This is a genomic window from Aliiglaciecola sp. 2_MG-2023 (assembly GCF_030548145.1).
Classification (GTDB): Bacteria; Pseudomonadota; Gammaproteobacteria; order Enterobacterales; family Alteromonadaceae; genus Aliiglaciecola; species Aliiglaciecola lipolytica_A.
This window is the reverse complement of record NZ_JAUORY010000001.1, coordinates 175,675-202,011: the sequence shown is the minus strand read 5'-3', so window position 1 is coordinate 202,011 and position 26,337 is coordinate 175,675. Positions and strand designations below refer to the sequence as shown.

At 42.2% G+C, this 26,337-nt stretch carries 21 protein-coding genes; 9 read left to right on the top strand and 12 right to left on the bottom strand.

Translation table 11 applies throughout. The annotated features are described in order from the left end of the window. The first annotated feature begins 19 nt into the window (after positions 1–19). Positions 20–796: an SDR family NAD(P)-dependent oxidoreductase gene (locus Q4567_RS00875; RefSeq protein WP_216048173.1), complete on the top strand. Its 777-nt coding sequence runs from the start codon at positions 20–22 to the stop codon at positions 794–796. 56 nt (positions 797–852) lie between these two features. Next, a complete protein-coding gene (locus Q4567_RS00870) occupies positions 853–1,704 on the top strand; it encodes a fumarylacetoacetate hydrolase family protein (protein WP_216048172.1) in 852 nt (283 codons plus the stop codon). A 446-nt stretch (positions 1,705–2,150) separates the two neighbouring features. Here Q4567_RS00870 and Q4567_RS00865 read toward each other — a convergent pair whose 3' ends face one another. Together Q4567_RS00865 and purL are read right to left on the bottom strand one after the other, a co-directional pair. Further along, on the bottom strand, positions 2,151–2,285 hold the full coding sequence (locus Q4567_RS00865; RefSeq protein ID WP_289847881.1) for a hypothetical protein: 135 nt from the start codon (positions 2,283–2,285) through the stop codon (positions 2,151–2,153). 258 nt (positions 2,286–2,543) lie between these two features. After that, the gene (gene purL / locus Q4567_RS00860) at positions 2,544–6,449 is read right to left on the bottom strand and encodes a phosphoribosylformylglycinamidine synthase (RefSeq protein WP_216048171.1); all 3,906 of its coding nucleotides are present in this window, start codon (positions 6,447–6,449) and stop codon (positions 2,544–2,546) included. Between the two features lie 218 nt (positions 6,450–6,667). Between purL and mltF the strand changes: the two genes are divergently transcribed. Together mltF and Q4567_RS00850 are read left to right on the top strand one after the other, a co-directional pair. Next, the gene (mltF, locus tag Q4567_RS00855) at positions 6,668–8,065 is read left to right on the top strand and encodes a membrane-bound lytic murein transglycosylase MltF (RefSeq protein WP_342804756.1); all 1,398 of its coding nucleotides are present in this window, start codon (positions 6,668–6,670) and stop codon (positions 8,063–8,065) included. Between the two features lie 191 nt (positions 8,066–8,256). After that, complete coding sequence (locus Q4567_RS00850) at positions 8,257–8,409, top strand: hypothetical protein (protein WP_216048169.1); 153 nt, start codon at positions 8,257–8,259, stop codon at positions 8,407–8,409. Positions 8,410–8,590: 181 nt separating this feature from the next. Here the strand turns inward: Q4567_RS00850 and tadA are convergent, their stop codons facing one another. Beyond that, positions 8,591–9,121: a tRNA adenosine(34) deaminase TadA gene (tadA, locus tag Q4567_RS00845; RefSeq protein WP_216048168.1), complete on the bottom strand. Its 531-nt coding sequence runs from the start codon at positions 9,119–9,121 to the stop codon at positions 8,591–8,593. 201 nt (positions 9,122–9,322) lie between these two features. Here tadA and Q4567_RS00840 point away from each other — a divergent pair, with 201 nt between their 5' ends. The 4 genes from Q4567_RS00840 (at position 9,323) to Q4567_RS00825 (ending at position 13,040) form a co-directional block, all read left to right on the top strand. After that, complete coding sequence (locus Q4567_RS00840; RefSeq protein WP_216048167.1) at positions 9,323–9,559, top strand: hypothetical protein; 237 nt, start codon at positions 9,323–9,325, stop codon at positions 9,557–9,559. Positions 9,560–10,016: 457 nt separating this feature from the next. Further along, positions 10,017–10,463 (top strand): MarR family winged helix-turn-helix transcriptional regulator, encoded by a 447-nt coding sequence (locus tag Q4567_RS00835; RefSeq protein WP_216048166.1) that lies wholly within the window; start codon positions 10,017–10,019, stop codon positions 10,461–10,463. Positions 10,464–10,517: 54 nt separating this feature from the next. Beyond that, positions 10,518–11,780, top strand: a complete 1,263-nt coding sequence (locus tag Q4567_RS00830) for an NAD(P)-binding domain-containing protein (RefSeq protein WP_303498985.1) — start codon at positions 10,518–10,520, stop codon at positions 11,778–11,780. An 84-nt stretch (positions 11,781–11,864) separates the two neighbouring features. After that, the gene (locus Q4567_RS00825) at positions 11,865–13,040 is read left to right on the top strand and encodes an MFS transporter (protein WP_303498984.1); all 1,176 of its coding nucleotides are present in this window, start codon (positions 11,865–11,867) and stop codon (positions 13,038–13,040) included. Between the two features lie 214 nt (positions 13,041–13,254). Here Q4567_RS00825 and guaA read toward each other — a convergent pair whose 3' ends face one another. Together guaA and guaB are read right to left on the bottom strand one after the other, a co-directional pair. Continuing rightward, positions 13,255–14,832: a glutamine-hydrolyzing GMP synthase gene (gene guaA / locus Q4567_RS00820; RefSeq protein ID WP_216048163.1), complete on the bottom strand. Its 1,578-nt coding sequence runs from the start codon at positions 14,830–14,832 to the stop codon at positions 13,255–13,257. 76 nt (positions 14,833–14,908) lie between these two features. Then, positions 14,909–16,378, bottom strand: a complete 1,470-nt coding sequence (gene guaB / locus Q4567_RS00815; RefSeq protein ID WP_216048162.1) for an IMP dehydrogenase — start codon at positions 16,376–16,378, stop codon at positions 14,909–14,911. Between the two features lie 235 nt (positions 16,379–16,613). On the opposite strand from guaB, the gene xseA reads away from it, so the two are divergent. Then, positions 16,614–17,954: an exodeoxyribonuclease VII large subunit gene (xseA, locus tag Q4567_RS00810; RefSeq protein WP_303498982.1), complete on the top strand. Its 1,341-nt coding sequence runs from the start codon at positions 16,614–16,616 to the stop codon at positions 17,952–17,954. Positions 17,955–18,009: 55 nt separating this feature from the next. Here the strand turns inward: xseA and der are convergent, their stop codons facing one another. From der to pilW, 7 genes are all read right to left on the bottom strand, one after another. Beyond that, a complete protein-coding gene (gene der / locus Q4567_RS00805; RefSeq protein WP_216048160.1) occupies positions 18,010–19,455 on the bottom strand; it encodes a ribosome biogenesis GTPase Der in 1,446 nt (481 codons plus the stop codon). Between the two features lie 169 nt (positions 19,456–19,624). Continuing rightward, on the bottom strand, positions 19,625–20,863 hold the full coding sequence (gene bamB / locus Q4567_RS00800) for an outer membrane protein assembly factor BamB (RefSeq protein ID WP_216048572.1): 1,239 nt from the start codon (positions 20,861–20,863) through the stop codon (positions 19,625–19,627). Between the two features lie 7 nt (positions 20,864–20,870). After that, positions 20,871–21,485 carry a tetratricopeptide repeat protein gene (locus tag Q4567_RS00795; RefSeq protein ID WP_216048159.1) on the bottom strand — a complete coding sequence of 205 codons (615 nt, stop codon included), beginning with the start codon at positions 21,483–21,485 and terminating at the stop codon, positions 20,871–20,873. Positions 21,486–21,529: 44 nt separating this feature from the next. Continuing rightward, complete coding sequence (gene hisS, locus Q4567_RS00790; RefSeq protein WP_216048158.1) at positions 21,530–22,810, bottom strand: histidine--tRNA ligase; 1,281 nt, start codon at positions 22,808–22,810, stop codon at positions 21,530–21,532. Between the two features lie 114 nt (positions 22,811–22,924). Then, positions 22,925–24,043, bottom strand: coding sequence for a flavodoxin-dependent (E)-4-hydroxy-3-methylbut-2-enyl-diphosphate synthase (gene ispG / locus Q4567_RS00785; protein WP_216048157.1), 1,119 nt, complete (start codon positions 24,041–24,043; stop codon positions 22,925–22,927). 14 nt (positions 24,044–24,057) lie between these two features. Continuing rightward, complete coding sequence (locus Q4567_RS00780; RefSeq protein ID WP_303498979.1) at positions 24,058–24,993, bottom strand: RodZ domain-containing protein; 936 nt, start codon at positions 24,991–24,993, stop codon at positions 24,058–24,060. Next, the gene (gene pilW / locus Q4567_RS00775; RefSeq protein WP_216048155.1) at positions 24,990–26,279 is read right to left on the bottom strand and encodes a type IV pilus biogenesis/stability protein PilW; all 1,290 of its coding nucleotides are present in this window, start codon (positions 26,277–26,279) and stop codon (positions 24,990–24,992) included. Before pilW ends, Q4567_RS00780 begins: the two co-directional genes overlap by 4 nt. Positions 26,280–26,337: the final 58 nt, after the last annotated feature.

Here is a 26,337-nt window from a genome sequence, read left to right as displayed (position 1 = left end):
GATGGTAAAGGGCAAAACTATGAACAAGAATTTATCCGGTAAAACAGCATTGGTGACTGGCGGTGGAAGCGGCATAGGTAGAAGTGTGTGTCTACGATTAGCTGCCGCTGGCGCGCATATATTTGTACTCGACTTAGACGAACAAGCAGCCCAAGAAACCGTCAACCTAATCGAAACGGAAAATGGTTTTGCAAGTGCACACAAATGCAACGTTGCTGATCATGCCGACGTACAACAAGTGATTAGCGATATCCTAGATAAGCAATCTATCGATATTTTGATCAACAACGCAGGCATTGCTCATGTAGGCAATCTTGAAAACACCAGTGAAGCAGACTTAGACAGACTATATCAAGTTAACGTTAAAGGTGTTTACAACGCTATGTCGGCTACGGTTCCCGCTATGAAAGCCAGAAAATATGGCGTGATCATCAATTTAGCATCGGTAGCATCGTCCGTTGGGATCGCAGATAGATTTGCGTATTCGATGACGAAAGGCGCGGTTTTAACGATGACGTATTCCGTAGCTAAGGATTACATTAATGATGGAATCCGTTGTAACTGTATAGCCCCAGGACGAGTACACACACCATTTGTGGATAATTTCTTAGATAAAAACTATCCCGATAATCGCGATGAAATGTTCGAAAAACTATCTAAGAGCCAACCTATTGGACGTATGGGTAATGCAGAAGAAATTGCAGGTTTGATTAATTATTTATGCTCTGATGAAGCGGCGTTTATCACCGGCTCTAATTTCCCCATCGATGGTGGTTTCGTAACCTTAAATAATTAAACAGAAATTGTGCGAAGAAAGAATTTAAACAAGTTAAATATGAATTGGAGTAACAAATGAAATTAGTACGCTTCGGCAAAAATGGGCATGAAAAGCCAGGAATTGTAGACTCAAACGATCAAATTCGAAGCCTTGAAGGCATAGTAGAAGACATTGATGGACACTCTCTCAGCGCTGCAAGTTTAGATAAACTAAGAGATCTAGACCTTAGCACCCTACCCTTAGCCCCTGAAAACGTTCGTATCGGCCCCTGTGTAGGCAAAGTTGGCAAGTTTATATGTATTGGTCTCAACTATAGTGACCATGCTGCTGAATCAGGCATGGCATTGCCGGTAGAACCTGAAGTATTTACAAAAGCCACCAGCGCTATTTGTGGTCCTGATGATAACATCATCAAACCTAAAAATAGCACCAAGCTGGATTGGGAAGTAGAATTAGCGTTAGTCATTGGCAAAGAGGCAAGCTACGTTACTGAAGAAGAAGCACCATCGCATATAGCTGGCTACTGTGTATGTAATGACGTATCTGAGCGAAGCTTCCAACTAGAACGTGGAAACCAATGGGACAAAGGAAAAGGCTGTGACACTTTCGGTCCAATAGGCCCTTGGTTGGTAACCAGTGATGAAGTTGGAAACCCCAACGAGTTAGATATGTGGCTAGAAGTAAATGGCCATCGCTACCAAAACGGCAACAGCCGTACCATGGTATTTAAACCTGCATTTATTGTAAGTTATTTAAGTCAATTTATGAGTTTACAACCTGGCGATATCATTTCTACTGGCACACCACCGGGCGTTGGTTTAGGCCAAAAACCACCGGTATATTTAAACGCTGGTGATAAAATCTCGCTAGGCATTGAACGTCTTGGTACACAAGAGCAGCTTGTAGTTGATTACAAGCAGCCTTAAACCTACCTAATAAACTTATCATTAGCCAACGACTTATATTCGTCTACACAGTGAGATTTAAGTCGTTGGATTCATCTTCTATCCGCAATCACCAACGCTGTTTTTTAGAATTGTATCTAACCTTCTCGGTTTCACTGCTCCTTCACTTAACTAGCAAACAAATCTATTGCCGAATACCTTGCCCTGTAGTCAGTAAACTAAAAAGTAGTGCCTGAGACACTGCTCTATGCAGTATAAATTTAAACAAGCTAGACAAATGCGCTGCAAGACCAAAAAACAAAGCCAGAACGAGGTATGAAAAGATGAAGGTTAAAACGTGGAATAGCGGTAAAAAGCCAGCAGTTTCTAGCAATATTGAAGAGGTAATTTTATAACGTTTTACATCGAAAACGGAAAAGTTAGAGCCTGAGTAGAAGGTTCTATAAAAGTAGAATGTTTAAAAGCGTCTAATTTCGAGTATTTTCAATATCAGTAGAAGTGGTTTGAGAGCTTGCGGGAGTGCTAACAACGGCTAAAACAACTAGGAAAAGTACAGTGGCAAAAACACCCGTTAAACCAAACCCTTTTGACGAACGATTCATTTTATTTCTCTTATTATTATTTTAAAATAGTAATTGTTGTCGGTAAGTTTATGCAAGTCCATTTGGTAAAAATATCATCTCTGATAACTATACCTAGATTAGACTTTAGTCTAAACCCGTTTTTCCCAATTGACAAGGGATTATTTAATTAAATCAACGATCTAACGTACAACTATAATTCATTAAAAAAGCGCCTAAAAAATTAGGCGCTTTTAGATTTTTTAGATTCGCAATTGTAGTAAATCGCTTTCTTTGTGGTTAGCCAGCAAAGACTCGTGCATTTCTAAACATTCTCATCCAAGGGCCATCTTCTTGCCACTCGTCTGCTTGCCACGAATTTGCCACGGCTCTAAACACTCGCTCAGGATGCGGCATCATAATAGTGGCACGACCATCACTGGAGGTGAGTCCTGAAATCCCGTCCGGAGAACCATTCGGGTTGGCTGGATACTGTTCTGTGACATTTCCCCAATTATCCACATATTTCAACGCAACATGTTGATTATTTTGAACTTGTCGAAGATGACCAGTATGTTTAAATTCTGCTCTTCCCTCGCCATGTGAAACAGCTATGGGTAAACGTGAACCCTGCATGCCAGCAAAGAATATTGATTTACTCTCTTGAACTTCCAACATCGACACTCGCGCTTCAAATCGTTCCGATTGGTTCGTTACAAAATGCGGCCATAAATCAGCACCAGGAATCAGAGATTTCAAATTTGAAAGCATTTGACAACCATTACATACGCCTAAGCTAAACGAATCTTGCCGATGGAAGAACTGTTCAAATTGATCGCGGGCATAGTTATTAAACAAAATGGACTTAGCCCATCCTTCCCCTGCTCCCAGCACATCACCATATGAGAAACCACCACAGGCAACCAAACCAGCAAACTGATCTAACGCGACGTTCTGACTAATAACATCACTCATATGCACATCAATTGCGTTAAAACCTGCGCGATTGAATGCAGCGGCCATTTCGTTTTGAGAGTTAACACCTTGCTCACGTAAAATAGCGATTTTAGGTTTAATACCTTTCGAAATATAAGGTGCAGCAACATCTTCATTGATGTCGTAGCTTAGCTCACAATGTAAACCTGGATCCTGCGCATTCCCTTTGGCTTGCCACTCTTGGTCCACACATTCAGGATTATCTCTTAAGCGTTGCATCTTGTCTGTGGTTTCTGCCCAAATCAGACGATAGTAGCCGCGCTCTTGTGATATGACTTTTTGTTGTTTATGACTAATTTCAATTCTGTCTGAATTGTTTAGACTTCCAACTACATGGGTGACTTCAGTAAGATTATGTTGACTTAGCACTTGGTTGACTTTATCTAAGTTGGATTTCGTCACCTGAACCACTGCGCCTAATTCTTCGTTAAACAATACTGACTGCGCATCCCCCTTGAAACTATCTAATTGAACGTCAATGCCTGTATGTCCAGCAAAAGCCATTTCAACCAAAGTAGTGAACAAACCACCATCAGATCTATCGTGATATGCCAACAATAACTCTTGATGCACCAAAGTTTGCATTGCTTCAAAGAAAGATTTTAGTAATTTAGGCTTAGTGACATCAGGAGCTTGATTACCTAACTGACTGTATACCTGAGCCAAACAAGAACCACCGATACGATTGCGTCCTTCGCCCAAATCTAAACATAATAAAAGTGTATCACCCTTATCGGTTCTTAGCTGCGGAGTTAGCGTATTACGGATATCTCGGACCGCACCAAAGGCGGTGATAATTAATGACAATGGTGAGGTTACCGCCTTGTCTTGTTGCCCATCTGGCTGCTCTTCTTGCCATTGGGATTTCATTGACATTGAATCTTTTCCAACCGGAATAGTTAAGCCCAGTTCAGGACATAGCTCTTCACCAACGGCCTTCACAGCTTCATATAAACCTGCATCTTCACCCGGGTGTCCGGCTGCTGCCATCCAATTGGCAGATAGTTTGATGCGATTCAATGAGCCAATATCTGCTGCAGCAATGTTAGTTAAAGATTCACCAACTGCCATTCGTGCTGACGCTCCGTGATTCAATAGTGCAATAGGTGTGCGTTCACCAACCGACATTGCTTCACCTTGATAGCTATCAAATGAAGACGCTGTCACTGCAACGTCAGCCACCGGAATTTGCCAAGGGCCGACCATTTGATCACGACTCACTAATCCCGTGACGCTGCGGTCACCAATAGTGATTAAGAAGGTTTTTTCGGCCACAGTAGGCAAACGTAAAAGACGTTCCGCCGCTTCATTTATGTCTACAGATTCGGCTTTAAAGTCATCCCCTGCGGCTTTTTTAGAGGTCACATCACGATGCATTTTCGGTGGTTTACCCAACAAAACATCTAGTGGTAAATCAATTGGCAAGTCATTGAAGTGGTCATCATGCAATGCCAAATGAGGCTCTTGTGTGGCCTCGCCAACAACCGCAAAAGGAGCTCTTTCACGACGACAAATAGATTCAAATAATGGCAGCTTGTCAGGGGCCACGGATAATACGTAGCGTTCCTGTGATTCGTTACACCAAATTTCATGGGGAGCCATACCTGGTTCGTCATTGGGCACATTTCTGAGTTCAAATTTACCACCGCGACCACCGTCATTCACCAATTCAGGGAAGGCATTTGATAAACCACCAGCGCCAACATCATGAATAAACTGAATAGGATTATTGTCACCTAACTGCCAACAACGATCGATAACTTCCTGACAACGTCGCTCCATTTCTGGGTTACCCCGTTGCACAGATGCAAAATCCAAATCCTCATTAGATTCACCAGATGTCATGGAAGAGGCAGCGCCTCCCCCTAGTCCAATGTTCATGGCCGGTCCACCTAGCGCAATTAACTTTGCTCCAACGGTGATTTCGCCTTTTTGAGTATGCGATTGACGAATATTTCCTAATCCACCAGCCAACATAATTGGTTTATGATAACCACGTACTTCCACACCATTGAAACTATTTACCTGCTGTTCATAAGTACGGAAATAACCAAGAATATTCGGGCGACCAAATTCGTTATTAAACGCAGCACCACCTAAAGGTCCTTGCTGCATAATTTCCAATGCATCAACAATTCGCTCAGGTTTACCATAAGCTGTTTCCCAAGGCAGCGCATATCCAGGAATATTTAGGTTTGAGACACTGAACCCCACTAACCCAGCTTTCGGCTTAGAACCTCTTCCAGTGGCACCTTCATCACGAATCTCACCGCCAGAACCTGTAGCTGCGCCTGAAAAAGGAGAAATAGCGGTTGGGTGGTTATGGGTTTCCACTTTCATCAAAATATCAATATTTTCATGATGATATTCGTACTCATGGGATTCTGGGTCAGGGAAAAAGCGACCAGCTTTCCATCCTTCCATTACCGCTGCGTTATCACTGTATGCTGAATGCACAAAATCAGGATTCAACTCAAAGGTATTTTTAATCATTTTGAACAGCGATTTAGACTGTTTAGCGCCATCAATCGTCCAATCGGCATTGAAAATTTTATGTCGACAGTGCTCAGAGTTGGCTTGGGCAAACATGTAAAGTTCAATGTCGTTTGGATTACGACCTAGACGCTGGAAATTTTCAACTAAGTAGTCAATCTCGTCATCGGCAAGGGCAAGACCCATTTCAACATTGGCTGCGCTTAAGGCTTCTCGGCCACCTGCAATTACATCCACGCTGCTATAAGGTTTCGGCGAATCTTCTACAAATAACATTTCAACTTGGTCAAAATCAGACATTACCGCTTCTGTCATACGGTCATGTAATATTTGTTGCAATTCTGCGTGTTGTTCTGCGCTTAACTCAGCAGAAAATTTTAAATAGTATGCGCAGCCTCGCTCTATTCGTTTAACTTCTTTGAGTCCACAATTGTGTGCAATATCAGTCGCTTTAGAAGACCATGGAGAAATAGTCCCAGGTCTTGGCACCACTAATATTAGCTCTCCTTCTGGATCATGAGCTGGAATAGCTGGACCATAGGTGAGTAATTGAGTTAAAACTTGAGTCTGCTCTGAGGTTATGTCCGACTCAATTTGTGCAAAATGCACAAACTCAGCATAAATTTCAGCAATGGGAAGTTGAGCAGAAGTAAAACGTTGAAGTAATTTTTCAACACGAAAATCAGATAGCGCAGGGGCACCACGAAGGACTAGCATAGGCTATTACCAAAGTTACTGGAACTTGACCATTTAGTCTGCCAAAGTTCACGATTTCAGGAAGTTTTGAGGCGCGAATTATAGTGTAAAATCAATCTATTGATAAGCATCAATCGGTCTGATTTGAAAGTTTTTAGTGTTCAATTGCATTATTCCCCTAGATGAATTCAAACAATTTCGTCACAATGAGGGAATTAACCTGTTTTAAAAGGGAATCTGTGAAGAAAACAGTTTTACGGTTTTTACTACTGAACTTAGTGCTCGTGCTCAGTGCATGCGAAAAACCGCAACAATCCAGTACATTGGCACGCATCTTAGATCAAGGTGTACTCAAAGTTGGAACCAATTATGGTTTAACGACGTATTTCAATGGCCCAGTTGGACCAGAGGGATTTGAATATGAACTAGCCAGCGGCTTCGCTAGCTATCTAGGCGTGCGGCTGGAAGTTTTCCCTTACTACACTCTAAACGAACTATTTCCGCAACTTGCTAATCATCACCTAGATTTAATTGCTGCAGGGATTAGCGTAACCAATGAACGAGCAGAATTATTCCGCTTTGGTCCTGCGTATCAAAATATTAGCCAAAAAGTGGTGTTCAAACAAGGTAATGAACGGCCTAGGAGTGCCACAGATCTAACCGAAGAAATGTTAGTCATTGCCGGTAGCAGCCATGCAGAAACATTACGGGAATTTAAACCTTTTCATCCACAGCTGAGCTGGCAAGAAACAGATGACAAAGACGCAGAAGAACTAATGGAAATGGTGTTAAACGATGAACTTGCCTACACCATAGTAGATTCTAATATATTAGCAGTGCTACGCAGAAGACACCCTGAACTCAGTATTGGATTCACCATTAGCAAAGAACAAGGGGTGGCATGGGCCTTAGATAAGAGCCAAGATGATTCTTTATTAGCGGCCCTTATCGAATACTTTGGCCTAATTCAATCAAATGGCACCCTTGCCGCGTTAGAAGATAAGTACTTTGGTCATGTAAGACAATTTAACTATGTTGATACCCGCGAATTTATTCGCTCAGCAAGAACTAATTTACCCAACTTTAGACAATGGTTTGAGCAACATGCGCAAAATTTAGATTGGCGTCTATTAGCAGCGATGAGCTATCAGGAAAGTCACTGGAATCCGAAAGCAAAATCCCCAACCGGTGTCCGCGGGATGATGATGTTAACCTTAGCAACAGCAGAAGATTTAGGAATTGAGTCTCGATTAGACCCGGAACAAAGCATTCGTGGCGGAGCAGAATACTTTGCCAATTTATTAAGTCGAATTCCTGCACGCATTCAAGAGCCTGATCGAATTTGGTTTGCCTTGGCGTCTTACAATATAGGACTAGGCCATTTAGAAGATGCGCGGGTACTGACCCAAAGACAAGGTGGCAACCCCGATATGTGGATAGACGTTAAAAAACGTTTACCGCAATTACGTCAGAAAAAATACTACAAAACCACCCGTTATGGATATGCACGAGGGGATGAAGCTGTTACTTATGTTGACAACATACGGCGGTACTATGATACATTAATGTGGCTAGACGGGCAGGATGCCGAAACCCTCGATGAAGCTGAAGACGCAGCTCAAGCTCAAGAAAACTAAACCATCCAAAATTTACGCTGTTTATTGACTTGTCATATAGCAGTCATATTTGCATGCCAAGCTAATAACAACTAAATGATTCATTTGTTTCAATTTAAATATTTATGAAACTAATGGGGAATTTAACTGTCTATAGTAATTAACGCGTTTTATTTAAACAAAATAGGAGAATAATCCTCACAGGAGTTACCATGAGAAAAAGAAATACACTAAACAGAAAAATGAAACCTGGCAATAGTAGCCGAAGAAGACTAATGTTGAAAAAAGTACACCAGAAAGTATTAGTTAGGCGTCAAAATTTTCAACAATTTGATTTACAAGAAACCTTTGCTGAAGCGAGCTAAAATAAGCTTCAGCTAGAAAGCGCCAAGGGCAATTTTGTTTTTCATATTGTCTGTGCTTTCAAACTGCCTTTAAGTTCAAACATCCTCTTTGCTTACCACAATACCTACAGCGTAAAATACCAAATCACCTGTATCATTTGAAAACAATGCTTCTAAGCAAAATTTTAAAATTTGTGGTTCGTCAGTTTGTCCCATTTTGAATTTTAGCTAATTGCTTTTGGGCTTTTTTCTGCTCTCGACGCATCTTAAAAAAGTCTGATATTTTAGTTGCACACTGAGCAGCTAGAACATCTCCTTGTACTTCGATTTGATGGTTCAATCTTTCATCGTTGAGTAAGTTCATCAAACTACCAGCAAACCCCGTTTTATAATCTTTTGCGCCAAATACTAAACGTTTTATTCGAGAATGAACAAGCAACCCTGCACACATGGGACAAGGCTCTAACGTAACATAGAGAGTACAATCCACCATGCGATAGTTATTTAGGACTTTCCCTCCTTCTCGAATGGCTATCATTTCTGCGTGAGCGGATGGATCATGTAAATTGATCGACTGGTTCCAGCCTTGGGAAACCAACTTATTATCCTTGATCAACACTGCACCAACCGGTACTTCGCCAATTTTCCACGCATTATCTGCCAACGATAGAGCATAGTTCATCCAATACTCATCTTGCATGTGAATTTCATCTGGGGGATTTAGGATTGTCATTCTAATAATACTAAAAACATTGGTTAATTTGCTCAAAAAGTTGGTTATTTAACTAATTAACATATCAAGTGAAGTCCACGAGAAAACGTAAACCATTGATATTAATAGAAAATAAAAGTTGGTTAAAAATATGCAAAACAAGTTTATAACGGCAAAACATACTAATACGATTACACTACGTCAGTCAAAGGAGACGATGCTATGAATTTAACCGCCATCGCAATTATTGCAATCATATGCTGGACCATTATTAAATTAACCGGTAAAGATAAAAAAGAAGTCAAACAGGTGACCCAACCTCAGCAAGAAAACGACGAATTAAAACAACAGCTCACCGTGATGCAAGAACGAATAGCCGTACTTGAAGCCATTGTTACTGATGAAAAGTATGTGCTTAAACGTGAGTTTGATAACTTAGCACGCAATAAAGCGGCGTAACCCCCATAAAAAGGCGATAGTAATATCGCCTTTATTGTACCCTACAGACTCGTTACGATTCCCAGTTTAAAATCAACGAGAATAAAATAGCTTGCTGGTTACCGCCCGACCAGGACGCAAATTATTGGAATATCAAAGCAAAATGCTCTGCTGTTGGTTTAAACGGGACAGTTAAGTCTACAATTTCTAATTCCCTTCACAATATCAATAAGTTCCTTAGCTGAGACCTAAACATAGTCGGATATTATGCTCCTATCGTATTCAATCATTCATTAAAAATATCAGTTATTAATGCCATGCTCAGATTTTTTACTGTTTGCGGCTTGAGTAACCCGATATTTCATTTGATTGGACCGCGCCGAGCGTTCGCCATTGTGATTGAACAAGCTCCAGGGCTTGCAGAAAATTTACCGCTAGGATATTGTTGTCACTAACAACATAAATTAGAGACTTTCCGATGGACTCAAAGCTTAAGCGCGCAGAAGCGCTTTATGAAGCAGTTAACCAGTTAATCCGTGTACATCAGTTCCGTGATCGTGAAAGCATATGCTGTCATAACGTGTCGGTCGCTCAGTGCTACGCCCTCGAAACGCTTGTAAAACGTGGTCCTTTAAGGCTTAAAGCGTTAGCTGAAGATATGTGCCTTGATAAAAGTACTGCAAGTCGCGTAGTTGATTCACTGCTGCGTAAAGGTTATGCACTCAAGACCTTAGATCCCCTTGATCAGCGCGCAGTTCAGCTTTCGTTGAGCCCTGATGGCCATGCGCTTTATTCCACCATACATAAAAGTCTGATTGCAGAAGAAGCATCCATGATATCTGACATCTCTGATGAAGTGGTCGATGCAGCTATTGTACTGTTGGAAAAGCTTACCGTAGCAGCGCGGGCCCGACTCGGCACTTAAACTATTTTTTTAACTACATTGTTGTTAGTAACAACATTTTTCAGAGGTTTATCTATGAATTACAATAACGAAAACTTGCCTATCGCCGTTATTGGCGCCGGTCCTATCGGTTTAAGTTCAGCAGTTAACTTGCTCGACGCAGGGCTTACACCCATTATTTTTGAATCAGGTGATTGTGCCGGTTCCAACCTAGCAAGTTGGGGTCATGTGCGTATGTTTTCGCCTTGGTCATACAACATGGATCCCAAAGCGGTTTCTCTACTTAAGAAACAGGGCTGGGACGAACCGGAGCTGAGCGCATTTCCAACCGGAAGCGAACTGCTTGAACGCTATGTGTTGCCTTTAGCGTCCCACGAGAAGGTTGCCCCTCACCTACATTTGAATACCCGTGTTGTTAACGTCAGCCGCCAATATCACGATATTTTACGCAATGAAATGCGGGAGCGCGCGCCATTCGTGGTGCGTGTTTCAAACCCCGAAGGTGATCGCGATATCCTTGTCCAGGCCGTAATCGATGCCTCTGGCACCTATCAGACACCCAACTGGCTTGGCGCTCATGGTATTCCAGCTATTGGTGAGCTTACGGCTTCGCAATCAATTACTTACGGTGTGCCTGATATTCTCGGTTCTTGCAATAAACAGTACGCAGGCAAGTCCGTACTCGTCATCGGTGGCGGCCATTCGGCATTTAACGCAATACAGGATTTAGTCAAACTCTCTGATCAAACTGATGGCATGCGGGTTCTATGGGGAATACGCGGCTCCTCCGTCGATAACATTGTGCGCTCACCAAAAAATGATGAGCTGCAAGAACGTAGAAGCCTCGAAGTTCATATCCAAAAATTACTGGATGAAGGAAAAATCGAGGTGTTTACTAATATAGCAATAGAAAAAATCAACTGTGAAAATGACAAACTGATCGTAAAAAGCCATTCATCTCAACTACCGCCAGTAGATAAAATCATTGCAGCTACTGGGTTTCGCCCTAACCTTCAGTTGCTATCTGAATTGCGTACCTCCATTGATCCTGCTACGCAAAGTCCGGTTAATCTCGGTCCACTTATTGATCCTAATCTTCATAGTTGTGGTTCAGTTCCTGAGCATGGCGCCGCTGAACTTTCTCACCCAGAAACCGGTCTTTATGTTGTTGGTATTAAAAGCTACGGCCGTGCACCAACATTTCTGCTAAAAACGGGCTATAAACAGGTTAAGTCAGTCACGTCTAAATTAGCGAATCAGGTAATCGATGATGATCCTGTTGCGAATCGCTCCTTTTCTTGTGATGACGTTGCCCTCAATCGAAGTTGCTCAGCATAAAAGTCTCGCCCTCTAATCCTAGCTTTGTTAATAGGCTTAGGCTGAATTGGGGGCATTTTTCTTTTGTTGAATATGGTGAGAGAAATGACCTACTTTATTCGAAGTCATCCGCTATTCATTGTCGTGCTCGCTCAGCTATGTGGAACTTCGCTTTGGTTCTCGGTTAATGGGGTGGGCTTGGCTCTCATTCATGATGTTGGGCTAACAGAGAAAGATCTTGGATGGTTAACTCTCACTGTTCAGGCTGGTTTCATTACTGGTACCCTATTTATTGCCACCACAGGTCTGGCTGATCGATTACGCGCCAGCCGCATTTTCGCCCTTTCCTGTTTAGCTGGTGCGTTAGCAAATGCCAGCTTTGTGTTGGTGGCAGCCCATCCACCATTTGATCTGCTATTACGTTTTTTTACCGGTCTGTGCTTAGCCGGTATCTACCCTCTTGGTATGAAGCTAGTGATTGGATGGACACCTAAATATGTCGGGGCCGCTCTAGCATGGCTAGTAGGAATGTTAACACTAGGCACTGCTCTACCTCATCTATTGCGTGGCGCGACTTTCGGGTTACCTTGGGAATGGACACTTCTGGGCGCTTCTGGGTTGGCTTTGCTAGGTGGCGTGGCTATCTTTGCTCTAGGTGATGGCCCACACCTACCGTCTTCAAGTAATAAAGTACGACTACGAGATGGGCTAGCAGCCTTAACTGAAAGGCGTTTCCGCGCAGTGGCAATCGGCTACTTTGGCCACAGCTGGGAGCTTTATGCAATGTGGACCCTTATTCCATTTATGGTGTCCCGTGAAATGGGACGTCTCGACACTCAGAGTTTATCGAACCCATTGATATCGTTTTCCATCATCGCGCTAGGTCTGGTGGGCTGTGTGGGTGGTGGAGCACTGAGCAGACGTATAGGAAGTCTGTCTGTGGCGCGCTTGGCTCTTGGGTCCTCCGGACTTATCTGTATGATTTATCCATTGGTTGCCTTTTTGCCGCCAAAAGTGATGTTAGTTTTACTCTGTATTTGGGGCCTGACAGTTATTGCGGATTCGCCTCAGCTATCGGCTCTGGCTGCTCAAACAGCTCCAAGAGAACGTATCGGTTCAACCTTGGCCATGTTAAATGCTATAGGCTTTGCTTTGACCATTCCATCAATTGCGTTGACCACAGCACTGTGGCAATGTCAAGGGGTTTGGGTAGTATGGTGGTTACTTCCGGGGCCAATTTTAGGGCTTTGGGCGATGCGCAGGCTAGATCGGCAAGGATAATGTGCAATACCTCCTACAAGTGTGCGCCTGCTTGTAGCCTATTCTCTTGTCTGGGCGTATTGGCCTGCTACCTCTACTAAGGTTACACCTGCCTAACCAAGCTCAATAATTAGGTTTGTTCTGCTACACAACCCAAAAGCCCAGCGCGAACGCTGGGCTTTGAGATTTATTTTGATATGGCTAAATATTGCCAGATGTAGTTTGTTGGAAGCTATTATTCCCACTCAATGGTAGCAGGTGGTTTACCAGAGATGTCATAAACCACGCGAGAAATGCCATCAATTTCATTAATGATGCGATTAGATACTTTACCTAAAAAGTCATAAGGTAAATGTGCCCAGTGAGCGGTCATAAAATCAATGGTTTCTACTGCACGTAGGGAAACCACCCAATCATACTTTCTCGCATCGCCCATCACACCAACTGAGCGCACAGGTAGAAATACAGTAAAAGCTTGACTCACTTTGTGGTACAAATCAGCATTATGTAATTCTTCGATGAAGATTGCATCGGCTCGACGCAGTAAATCACAGTATTCTTTTTTCACCTCTCCTAATACGCGAACCCCTAAACCAGGTCCCGGGAAAGGGTGACGATAAAGCATGTCGTAAGGTAAGCCTAATTCTAAACCAATTTTGCGTACCTCATCTTTAAACAGTTCGCGCAATGGTTCAACTAGTCCCATTTCCATATCATCGGGTAACCCCCCCACATTGTGATGTGATTTGATAACGTGGGCTTTACCGGTTGCTGAACCTGCTGACTCGATGACGTCTGGATAAATAGTGCCTTGCGCAAGCCACTTGGCATTTTTTAACTTTCTCGATTCTTCATCAAACACACCAACAAATTCACGACCGATTATTTTGCGTTTAGCTTCTGGGTCTTCTTCCCCTTCAAGGGCGGCTAAAAAGCGTGGTTCAGCGTCAATTTTTATAATGTTGAGACCAAAATGATCACCGAACATTTCCATGACCTGTTCACCTTCATTGAGTCGCAGCAAGCCATTGTCAACAAATACACAGGTGAGGTTTTTACCAATTGCTTGATGTAGCAACATTGCGGTTACTGAGGAATCAACGCCGCCAGATAATCCTAGAATAACTTGATCGTCACCGACTTTTCGCTTAATTCGCTCAACTGCATCTTCAATAATACTCGCTGCCGTCCACAATTTCTGACACCCACAAATATCCATCACAAAATGAGACAAGATGCGCATTCCTTGACGGGTATGAGTGACTTCTGGATGAAATTGAACACCATAAAATTGGCGAGACACGTCAAACATTGCGGCATGAGGACAACTTGCAGTTTGTGCACCAGTAACAAAGCCTTCCGGTATTTCTAAAACTTTGTCGCCATGACTCATCCACACATCTAACAAGCCATTTCCGTTGCTACCAATATGGTCTTCAATGTTTGCTAACAATGGAATATTTTCGATCACTTCAACTTGTGCGTAACCAAACTCGCGCTTATCAGAACCTAAAACTTTTCCGCCCAACTGGGCCGCCATAGTTTGCATACCGTAACAAATACCAAATACTGGAACCCCAGCATTAAATACGTATTCAGGCGCTCGTGGTGAATTAGCTTCAGTTACTGATTCGGGACCGCCAGAAAGAATAATCCCATTTGGATTAAACTGTTTAATTTGCTCTTCACTTACATCCCATGCCCAAAGCTCACAATAAACGCCAATTTCTCGTACGCGACGGGCTATAAGTTGGGTATATTGAGAACCAAAATCAAGAATTAAAATACGTTGATCATGAATATTAGTGGTCATGGAAAATCTCGTGTTAATAGTATAAAAGCAGGTATTGGCATCAACGCCAATACCTAAGATTGAACAACTAGCTACATTAGCCTAAACGGTAATTAGGCGCTTCTTTGGTGATGCTGACATCATGTACATGGGATTCTCCCATACCTGCTGCCGTCACTTTTACAAATTGTGGTTTGGTACGTAAAATATCAATCGTAGCGCTTCCGGTTAGTCCCATTGCTGAGCGTAACCCACCCATTTGTTGATGGATAATGTTAGAAATTGGACCTTTGTAAGCAACCCGGCCTTCAATCCCTTCAGGCACCATTTTTTCTTCTGATTTAGTATCTTGGAAATAACGATCTGAAGAGCCATGGCTTTGATTCATAGCGCCAAGTGACCCCATACCACGATAAGACTTATAATAACGACCTTGATATAACTCAACTTCACCTGGTGCTTCTTCGGTTCCGGCCAGCATACTACCGACCATGACACAACTTGCACCTGCCACTAAGGCTTTGGCAATATCGCCGGAGAAACGAATACCACCGTCAGCGATCACAGGAATATCTCGACCTTCAAGGGCCTCTACTGCATCTGCTACTGCGGTTATTTGCGGTACTCCACAACCTGTCACAATACGAGTTGTACAAATTGAACCTGGGCCGATCCCAACTTTCACGGCATCAACACCGGCATCAGCAAGGGCTAAAGCCCCCTCAGCTGTGGCAACATTACCTGCAATAATTTGAATATCAGGAAATGCCTTACGGGTTGCAGCTACGCGGTCTAAAACGCCTTGAGAATGACCATGGGAGGTGTCTATTAATAAAACATCTACTCCAGCTTCAACTAAGGCTTGAATACGTTCTTCTGTTCCAGGACCGACACCGACAGCTGCGCCAACACGCAAACGACCTAATTCATCTTTACAAGCATTAGGTTTATTTTCGGCTTTCTGGAAATCTTTAACCGTTATCATGCCTTTGAGTTTGAACGCATCATCGACCACTAGAATTTTTTCAACGCGGTGTTCATGCATCAGTTCTAGCACTTCGTCAGAGGCTGCGCCTTCGGGCACGGTAACCAATCGTTCTTTGGGCGTCATCACGCTAGACACAGGTTGATCCAGTTTATTTTCAAAACGCAAATCACGGCCAGTTACAATTCCGATTAGATTATTATCATCATCAACGACAGGAAAACCTGAGAAACCATGATATTTACTAAGGGCATTGATCTCGCCCAAGGTGGCTTGAGAACTTACGGTTACGGGATCCGATACCACTCCACTTTCGTATTTTTTAACAGCACGAACGTGATTAGCTTGTTCTTCAATAGCCATATTTTTATGGATGAATCCCATTCCGCCTTCTTGTGCAAGGGCAATAGCTAACCGTGCCTCAGAAACAGTATCCATGGCGGCAGAGATTAATGGGATATTCAATGATACACTGCGGGTTAATCTGGTGCGCAGATCGGCAGTGTGAGGTAACACAGTGGAGTGCCCAGGAACTAAGAGTACATCATCAAAAGTCAGGGCTTCTTTAGCAATCCTCAACATGCAATTACACCTATATTTAGCGGGTTTTAATTGCGGCGTGATTGTAGCGGTTTTGCGTTATCAGGTAAACTGAATTTGTAGTAAAATTTCAAAAGTTTTTGGTGTTAATCAATTTACCGTATACATTTATTTGCATTATTCTCCATTTTGCTAAAAATATTGCCTTTTAACGTTCCTTTGAAGGCCAACATTTTTGGAGGAATTAGGGGGAAACAGTTCAATATTCAAGGAATTTATGCCAAACCAATCTAACTCTTCAAAAAATATATTTACTGTTAGCCAATTAAATCGACTCGCCCGTTCGGTGTTGGAGTCAGAAATTGGTCAAATTTGGTTATCTGCAGAGATTTCTAATTTTGTCGCGGCTGCTTCTGGGCATTGGTATTTTACCCTCAAGGATGCCCGCGCCCAAGTTAAAGCGGCCATGTTTCGTGGTGCAAACTCTCGTATAAAAGTGCGTCCCAAAGAAGGTGACAAGATATTAGTTCGTGCGTCAGTGGGTCTTTACGAAGCCCGTGGTGATTATCAAATTGTTGTCGATTTCATGGAACCAGAAGGTGAGGGTCAATTAAAACAGCAATTTGAAATGTTAAAAATCAAACTCGCTGAAGAGGGGCTATTCGCCACATCACACAAAAAATCACTGCCTGAGACAATTCAGCGAGTGGGCGTAATTACATCAGCAACCGGTGCCGCATTGCACGACATTTTAACGGTATTAAAACGCAGAAACCCACTCATTTCTGTCATTGTGTACCCATCTCAAGTACAAGGCGAATTAGCTCCTATGCAGCTTTGCCAAGCAATAGATAAAGCGGTACATCGAAATGAAGTAGACGTTCTTATTATTGGTCGAGGCGGCGGTTCTCTTGAGGATTTATGGTGCTTTAACGATGAAAGCCTAGCTAGAAAGATATTTTCCTGTGTCATTCCAACCATCAGCGCTGTTGGCCATGAAGTTGACGTCACCATTGCTGATTTTGTGGCAGATGTGCGCGCCCCTACTCCTTCTGCAGCTGCTGAGTTAGTCAGTTCAGATATTTTAGAAGTGCTACAAAGCTTACAAAATTTAAAGTCGCGATTACACCGCAGCATGATCGGTCAAACTCAATTTCATAAACACAGATCGCAAATTTCTAGCCAACAATTAAAGACGCTCCACCCGGAAAATCGAATCAAACAACAAAGCCAACATTTGGATCAAATGCAGATGTTGTTAGAGCATAGATTTAAGCGCAAATTCCAAGACAGTGCGAATAAAGTGCAACGGATAACACAGCGACTACATAATCGCTCGCCAATCAATAGGCTAGAAAGATTAATGGAAAATAATAAAATTCTGATTAATCAACTGAATAAATCGACAACAAACTTTATAGTCAGTAAACAACTTCAGCTTGCCAAGGCCTCTGAATTACTGGATAGCGTAAGCCCGCTTTCGACCCTGTCCCGTGGCTATAGCATTACCTACAAAGGCAGTGAAATCATTAAAAACAGTAGTCAGTTAAAACAAGATGATGAGATAACCACCCGATTTCATGATGGCTCGGTCAATAGCTTAGTAACGGGGAAATAAAGTGTAACAGCTGGCAGTTTGTAGCAACTGCCAGTGTCCACTAGGTTAGCTCTAGTTAGGGCTTTTTATGATGGGTCATTAAACGCTTGCGTTTACGCTGTTGTGATAACGTAAGCTTGTTGGTCTTGCCTTCGAATGGGTTAGCCCCTTCTTTAAACTCGACTCGTATTGGCGTTCCCATAGTTTGTAATGACTTACGATAGTAGTTCATCATATAACGCTTATAAGCTGAAGGTAAGTCTTCTACTTGGTTTCCATGAATAATGATGACCGGCGGATTATATCCTCCAGCATGAGCATATTTCATTTTAACTCTTCGACCACGTACCATCGGCGGTTGATGGTCTTCTTGAGCCATTTCCATGATTCGAGTGAGCATGGAGGTGTTGATTCGTTTAGTAGCAGAAGCATACGCTTCTTGCACAGATTCAAACAAATGCCCTACTCCGGTTCCATGCAATGCCGAGATAAAGTGAATTCTAGCGAAATCAACAAAACCTAAGCGACGGTCTAGCTCTCGTTTAATATCTTCTTTGATATCTTTTGATAAACCGTCCCATTTATTAACAGCTATGACCAAAGAGCGTCCGGCATTAAGAACAAAACCGAGTAAACTCAAATCTTGATCCGCTATACCTTCTCTAGCGTCAATGCATAACAAAACAACATTCGCTTCTTCAATGGCTTGTAAGGTTTTAATGATGGAGAATTTTTCTACGGCATCAGATACTTTTTTACGTTTACGAACACCGGCCGTATCAATCAATACGTATTCACGTCCGTCTCGTTCCATTGGAATAAAGATACTGTCTCGGGTAGTGCCTGGCATATCGAACACAACAACGCGTTCTTCACCTAAAATACGGTTGGTTAAGGTCGACTTCCCAACATTGGGTTTGCCCACAATCGCCAACTTAATCGGCAAGCTCTGTAAACGTAGCAACTCTGCTTCAGCATTTTCACCGTCATCGTTACGCACAACTTCGGGTATGTGCATATCTGGATAAAGCTTTTCAATTGGCTTTAATGACTTTTCTAACAGTTGTGTCACCCCACGACCGTGAGCAGCAGCAACCTGTGAAATTTCGCCTAAGCCTAGCGAGTAAAACTCTGCGGTTTCACTGTCACCGTCGATACCATCCACTTTATTAGCAACCACATAAACGGTTTTTTCTTGTTTGCGCAAATGATTAGCTATACCGATATCAGCAGGGGTTAAACCCGCTCTAGCATCCACTAAAAATAGCACCACATGGGCTTCATCAATGGCTAACAACGATTGTTCTGCCATCTCTGCATCGATTCCCTGTTCGTCCCCGCTGATACCGCCGGTATCTACCACAATAAACTGTAAGCCTTCATATTTGGCTTGACCATATTTACGGTCACGAGTTAACCCGGGATAATCGGCAACCAATGCATCTCGACTATTTGTAAGCCGATTAAAAAGAGTAGATTTTCCTACATTAGGACGACCCACGAGAGCGATGACAGGTAACATATTATCTTTCCAATAAAATAGTTACGGCTCAAGTATCTAAATTAGATAGTTGAGCCGTGATTAGTTCGTACTTAGGCTATGAAGTTCACTTTCTATCTAGCAAGGTAATCCATGCGAGTTAATATCAGTGAACTTACACAATCGATGATTCCAAATCAACAAAAGTTGATTAGATTACAGGTACAGCTATAGCGATTAATTCACCATCTCTAGTCTGAGTGTATATCTTATCGCCAAACGCAACTGGCGCTACATAAATCCCTTCATCTTCATCGTCGCCACCTACATCCATACGTGACACAATTGTTCCATCGGTTTTATCTAACCAATGCAAGAATCCATACTTATCACCCACGACCAAATAATTACCAATAGACTCAGGAGAGGTTAAGTTACGTTTTTTAAGTCCACCTTGACTCCACAACTCAACGCCGTTACGACGGTCAATGCTATATATGTTGCTATTCTTATCAGTAACAAACAAGCTATTGCCATCAATCCCCAAACGTCTGTAAGAGTTATATTCACGCTTCCAAATAATTCGACCACTGCGTAATTCAACAGCAGCTAAGGTCCCATCAAATGAAATGACATAGACATTAGGGCCGACTACTAGAGGTTGACTATCAATATCAACTATACGTTCCAGTTCAGTTGCACCAGAGGGCGCAGAAATGGTTTGTTCCCAAGCAGTTTGGCCGCTGCCTAGAATATTGACGACTAATTTGCCTGTAGCGGTACCCACTAGCGCACCACCGTTAACGGCTACAGGAGCAGAGATTCCCCGTAAACTAAGTGCGGGAACGTCAGACTCGAACATCCATAATTGTTCGCCGGTGTTCGCATCCAATGCAAACAAGGTGCCTGAACCTGTATTTACCAATACGACATTTTCATCCACTGCCGGAGAAGCAATAATTTCCCCGCGTACTTTAGTAACCCATTTGGTTTCGCCGGTATTGGCATCTAAAGCGAACACTTCGCCATTCTCAGAACCCAAATATACAGTTTCATATATAACGGTTAAGCCGCCAGAAATTTTCGCTGTAATACCATCAGACCACAAATTAGTAATAAAACTGTACCAATTTTCATTAGGATATTCGGCGAAATCACGTTTCCAGACTTGCTTACCTGATTCGAGTTCATAAGCTGCGACTATACCTTGACGACTGGCCGCAAACACTTTGTCGTAAGCAACAGCAGGACGTAATCTTGAATAGAATTTATCAATTCCACCGGTTAAATCGTGTGACCATAACTGAGTAGCAGTAAACTTCGACTCTATTGGTTTTAGGGTGCGGATTTCAATTTCTTCGTCGTCCATAAACCAGCCAGAAATAGTTGAACAACCTGCTAGTGTCATTACACTTATAAATGTAACCACCTTAATCCAACTTAAACCCATACTGATATTACCCATTGATAACAACCGCTAAGTTGTCCAACTTCATTTTCACTAGCTGATTATTAGCGTTAGCGTCTAACGATGCACTATATGCTTCTTTAGCAGCGTCAAATTTAGATTGATTAACGTAAATATCACCCTTAATCTCATCTACTTGCGCAACGAATGCAGGTTGAGTAACTAAATCTAAACTAGCCATGGCTTGGTCAAATTGACTTAGCGAATTTTGTACTCTTGCCAAACGCAAATTAGCGACGCTTTTAATTGCTTCATCATCGGCGTTATTTGCCACATATTTCAGATGACTCGCGGCTTTTTCTAAATCGCCCTCTTCAACTGACAATTTAGCCAATTGTAATGCTGTTAGTATAGAGTAGCCGCCTTTGTTACCTGCAACAAATGCTTCCGCTTTTTGCGTGTTTTCAGATGTCAAAGTGGCACTTAACTGCTCATACGAACGCGAAGCTGCTTCTTTTTCAGCAATTTGCGTATCGTTGTAATATCTCCAGCCGTACAAACCACCTACACCTAAAATAACGCCAACTGCAATTGCCAAGCCATTCTCACGCCAAAAACGTTTAATCGCTTCTACTTGTTGTTCTTCTGTTGCAAATTCTTCCATTTGATTTTCCTCGTACAACCGATAATATGTTATTGTACTTTATCTTATATTTTAAAATATTGAGCTAAAACTGTGCCCAGTTCATCACTGGAAATGGTTACCTGCGGAATGTCTTCACGGAGGTATTTAACCACAACTTTATTTTCATTCATTTCGTTTTCACCAATCACAATAACGATTGGTGCACCGCTTTTATCTGCGCGTTTCATCTGCTTTTTTAAGTTTCCGCCGCCACAATGCAACTGAACTCGAAGCTGTGGAGAAGAATCTCTCAATTGCTCAGACAATTTCATGGCGTAAAGTTCCGTAGAATCTCCAAGGGCAGTCACATAAATATCAACGGGGTCAGGTACATCTGAAGTTAATCCTAAAGTTTGTAACATCAGAACGAGTCGTTCAATCCCCATTGCAAAGCCTACAGCTGTGCTAGGTTTACCACCCAATTGTTCTACCAAACCATCGTATCGGCCGCCAGCACACACTGTGCCTTGCGAGCCAAGACTTTCAGTTACCCACTCAAAAACCGTACGATTATAATAATCTAAACCACGAACCAAGCGTGGATTAATCCGGTATTGAATGCCCATATCAGTTAATTTCGAACACAAAGATTCAAAATGGGTTTTGGATTCATCATCCAAATAATCTAACAAGGTTGGCGCATCTTTAATAGCTGCCTGCACATCTGGATTTTTACTGTCCAAAACTCGCAGTGGATTGGATTCCAACCGGCGTAAACTATCTTCATCCAGTTGTGATTTTCGTGCGCTTAAATATTCGACCAAGGCATCGCGATAGTTCGCTCGTGCTTGGTTCGAACCTAACGAATTTATTTCCAGGGTTACATGCTCACTGATGCCGAACACTTTCCATAAACGCGCGCTGAGCATAATCACTTCAACATCGATATCGGGTCCATCTAGACCGAAGGTCTCTACACCAAATTGATGAAATTGCCGATAACGTCCTTTTTGTGGACGTTCATGGCGAAACATGGGACCCATGTACCAAATACGTTGTTGTTGATTATAAATAAGACCGTGTTGATTGCCTGCACGAACACAACTTGCAGTATTTTCAGGTCGAAGGGTTAAGCTATCACCATTGCGATCTTCAAAGGTGTACATCTCTTTTTCAACGATATCAGTCACTTCACCGATAGAGCGTTTAAATAAGTCAGTACTCTCTACAATAGGGGTGCGCAATTCTTGGTAGCCATAAGAGCCAACCACACTGCGGATCTTATCCTCTACCCATTGCCAAACACCTGAATCAGCGGGTAAGCAATCATTCATCCCGCGAACTGCTTGAATTTGTTTTGTCACTAAATACGTACTCTGAAATTCGTTTCTGTATTGGCTCTCAATTTGCCAATACCCTAATAAAAAAGCCCCGTATTATAGGGGCTTTGATAGTGGTGTTACAAGTGCTAAAAAATTTTATCCCACCTGCTTTACATCAATCTTTCGCTTCACGTCCAGTTGTGATGCTTTGGCTCTAATGCGTTTTTCGAGTTGATCAACTAAATCATCGTTCGACAAACGCTCTTTTTGACGCTTCCCATCTAAATAAAAACCACTCATATTGCGAGCACCGGTAAGTCCTAGGTCTGAAACTTCCGCTTCACCTGGCCCATTCACCACGCAGCCAATAATAGAGACGTCCATAGGCGTTAAAATATCTTCAACCCGTTGTTCTAGCGCATTTACCGTAGCAATCACATCGAATTCTTGACGAGAGCAGCTTGGACAAGCAATAAAGTTTATCCCTCTAGAACGTATCCGTAGCGACTTCAATATATCGAAACCAACTTTTATTTCTTCAATGGGATCAGCTGCCAGTGAAATCCGAATTGTGTCACCAATACCTTCTGCTAATAACATTCCCAAACCAACAGAACTCTTCACCGCACCTGAGCGGAAACCGCCAGCTTCAGTGATACCCAAATGCAAAGGTTGGTCAATTTTTTTAGCTAGTTCACGATAAGCACCAACCGCCAAAAATACATCAGATGCTTTAACACTGACTTTAAATTGGTCAAAATTCAACTTGTCTAAAATATCCACATGACGCATGGCTGATTCGACCAAAGCTTCAGGCGTAGGTTCGCCGTATTTTTCTTGTAGTTCTTTTTCCAAAGAACCACCGTTCACACCAATTCGAATTGGAATATTGTTATCTTTAGCGCAATCAACAACAGAACGTACACGATCCATACTACCGATATTCCCGGGATTGATTCGCAAACAATCAACGCCATATTCAGCTACTTTCAAAGCAATTCGGTAGTCAAAATGGATGTCGGCAATAAGTGGCACTTTCACTTGCTGACGAATGAGTTTAAATGCCTCAGCAGCATCCATTGTTGGGACAGATACCCTCACAATTTCACCACCCACAGCAACGATACGATTAATTTGTGCCACAGTGGCATCAACATCAGTAGTGTGAGTATTTGTCATTGATTGCACAGCAATGGGAGCGCCATCACCAATAGGAACATTTCCAACATTAATACGGGTTGATTTACGACGTTTAATAGGAGATTCAGAAAACATATAAGTACCTTTAACTATGAAGCAAATGGCAGTGAAAATTTAGCTGACTTCCCAGCTTCAAATCGAGACATGTCTACCCGCACGCCGTCATAACTAATCTGCACCACATCTGGAGCCCCTAACGTTACTTCGAAAGGAGCAACACCTGAAACCGTCATAACTCGGCCTTGTTTTTTCACTCCATAGGCGATTGCTTCGCCCGTTGCATCAACAAGGTTCATCCAACAATTGTCTGAAAATTCAAACACCAACTCAATGTTATCAATTGCATTTTGCTGCTGTTCAAAAGTGCTTGGGATCTCAGGCTGTTCAGCATTTAGCGCATTGATAGACTCGTCGACACCAGACTCATTTTGTTCAGGAAGATTGGCACTATCCTGCGCGATTTGCGCGCTAATGATTAAATCATCTGCTGTAGGCTGTTCCGAAATAGCATTATCTTCAGAATCTGTTTGCATATTTAAACTCGCTGTTGAGTCGCTCGCATTTTGCGTTTCGAGCGCTTCAATAACTTGGCTTGTATCTGAGCCAGTGCTGTCAGAAGAGTCTTGCTGTAACCACCAGATGACAACTAATGCTAAAAGTGCCACTACTATGCCGTAAGTTATTAACATTAATCGGTCATCACTGGCTTGTTTAGCCACTCGCTTTGAAAAGCTTTGTAATTTTGCGGGCTCTTTTTCCACTTCAGTTTGAGAAGCAAATGCTTCAAGAATGATATCTTCTTTTACATTAACTTGTTTGGCATATAACTTTAGATACCCTTTGGTGAATGTCATTGAGATTTTAGGATCGTATTCATCCGACTCTATCGCTTCAATAATATTCACTTTGAGATGTAATTTATTAGCAATATCCGCTGATTTTAGCCCAGCTTTTTCTCGCGCCTCTTTTAAAATCGCACCAGGTCCTTTGACGTTTACTGGTTGTTCTAGTTGTTCTTCTGTCATTTCTGTTCTACCGCTTGGGGATCAATCACTATCAACTTTTTTCCTACATGTATAGACGAGGCATCTGCAAGATCATTCCAATCTATCAGGCTCTGTATTTTGACATTATACTTCAACGAAATGCGATATAAATTTTCGCCTTTCTGTACAACATGATATTGCTGCACTGTCTCTTTTTTAGCTTGTGATGCTATTTCTTGTGCTGACTCTAAATCCTTGCCTTGTTGAAGGTTTTCTTGAGCTTGCATATCGTCAACTGGATAATCATCAGCAGTCGATTGTTTATTTAGCTTTTGTTGCTCTTTAGTTTTGCTTGATTGGTTTGTTTGCGCATTTACCACCGGAGTTACGGTTTTATTCACCAGCGCTTCGCTTTGTTTGTCATTATTTGGCTGCAGATTCTGGGGTTGACCATTGTCAGCATTAAGCGGATCTGAAACAGGCGTTTGCGGTACTTGATTTTCTATCTTGTTGGTATTTGGTTTGAGCTTTTTAGAGACTTTTTGAGTGCTTACTAAATTAGCTAGATTTTGTCTATTTTGAATATATTTTAATGTATTAGGATGAGACGGGTACATACCGATTAACATGTCTCCATAGCCTTTTGCTACATCATTATTATTTAAAGCTTGCTCAATGATAATTGACATCCACAAGGTGTCAGGCGTAACTCTGGAGTTTTTCTCCAAACGTCGCAAATTTAGTTTTGCCTCTTCCCACTGTTGCTGTTGCATTTGCAACTCAACGAGTAATTTTAAGGCTTTGGCTCTGGACGGCTGATGATTCAACGAGCTTTGTAGATAAGTCAAAGCGTCCTCTATCTGTCCCTGACTTTGGCTGCATAAGGCTAAATTTTCATAGGTTTCTGCGGTCGAAATATAATTTGCGCTATTAACGGCTTTAAGGAAATACTCTTTTGCTTCAACGTATTGGCCATTTTCACATAAAAAAGCACCATAAGAATTAGCAATGTCGGGGTTTTTCGGATCGAAAGCCAAGGCTTTTTGGTAGGCTTCATCAGCGAGCGCTATTTCATCTACTTGCTGATAGTAATAGGCCATACTAAAGTGCGCATCAGCAAGGCGGGGAGCAAATTTTAGGGCCTTATCTAAATTAAATTTAGCCTGACTAAAATTGCCATTTTTTAAATAAGTTAAGCCCAATGAAATTCTATTTTTAGCCGCTGCTATGGGATCGAAGTCATCACTCGCTTTAAAACCTTCAGGTAAAGGCTCGCTCACACAAGCGGAGAGAAATATCATTGCGATAATCAAAAAACTACGCATATAACTCACTTACGTTAGGGATTATTTAGATTGACCTATGCTAACTGCTTGTTGGGTA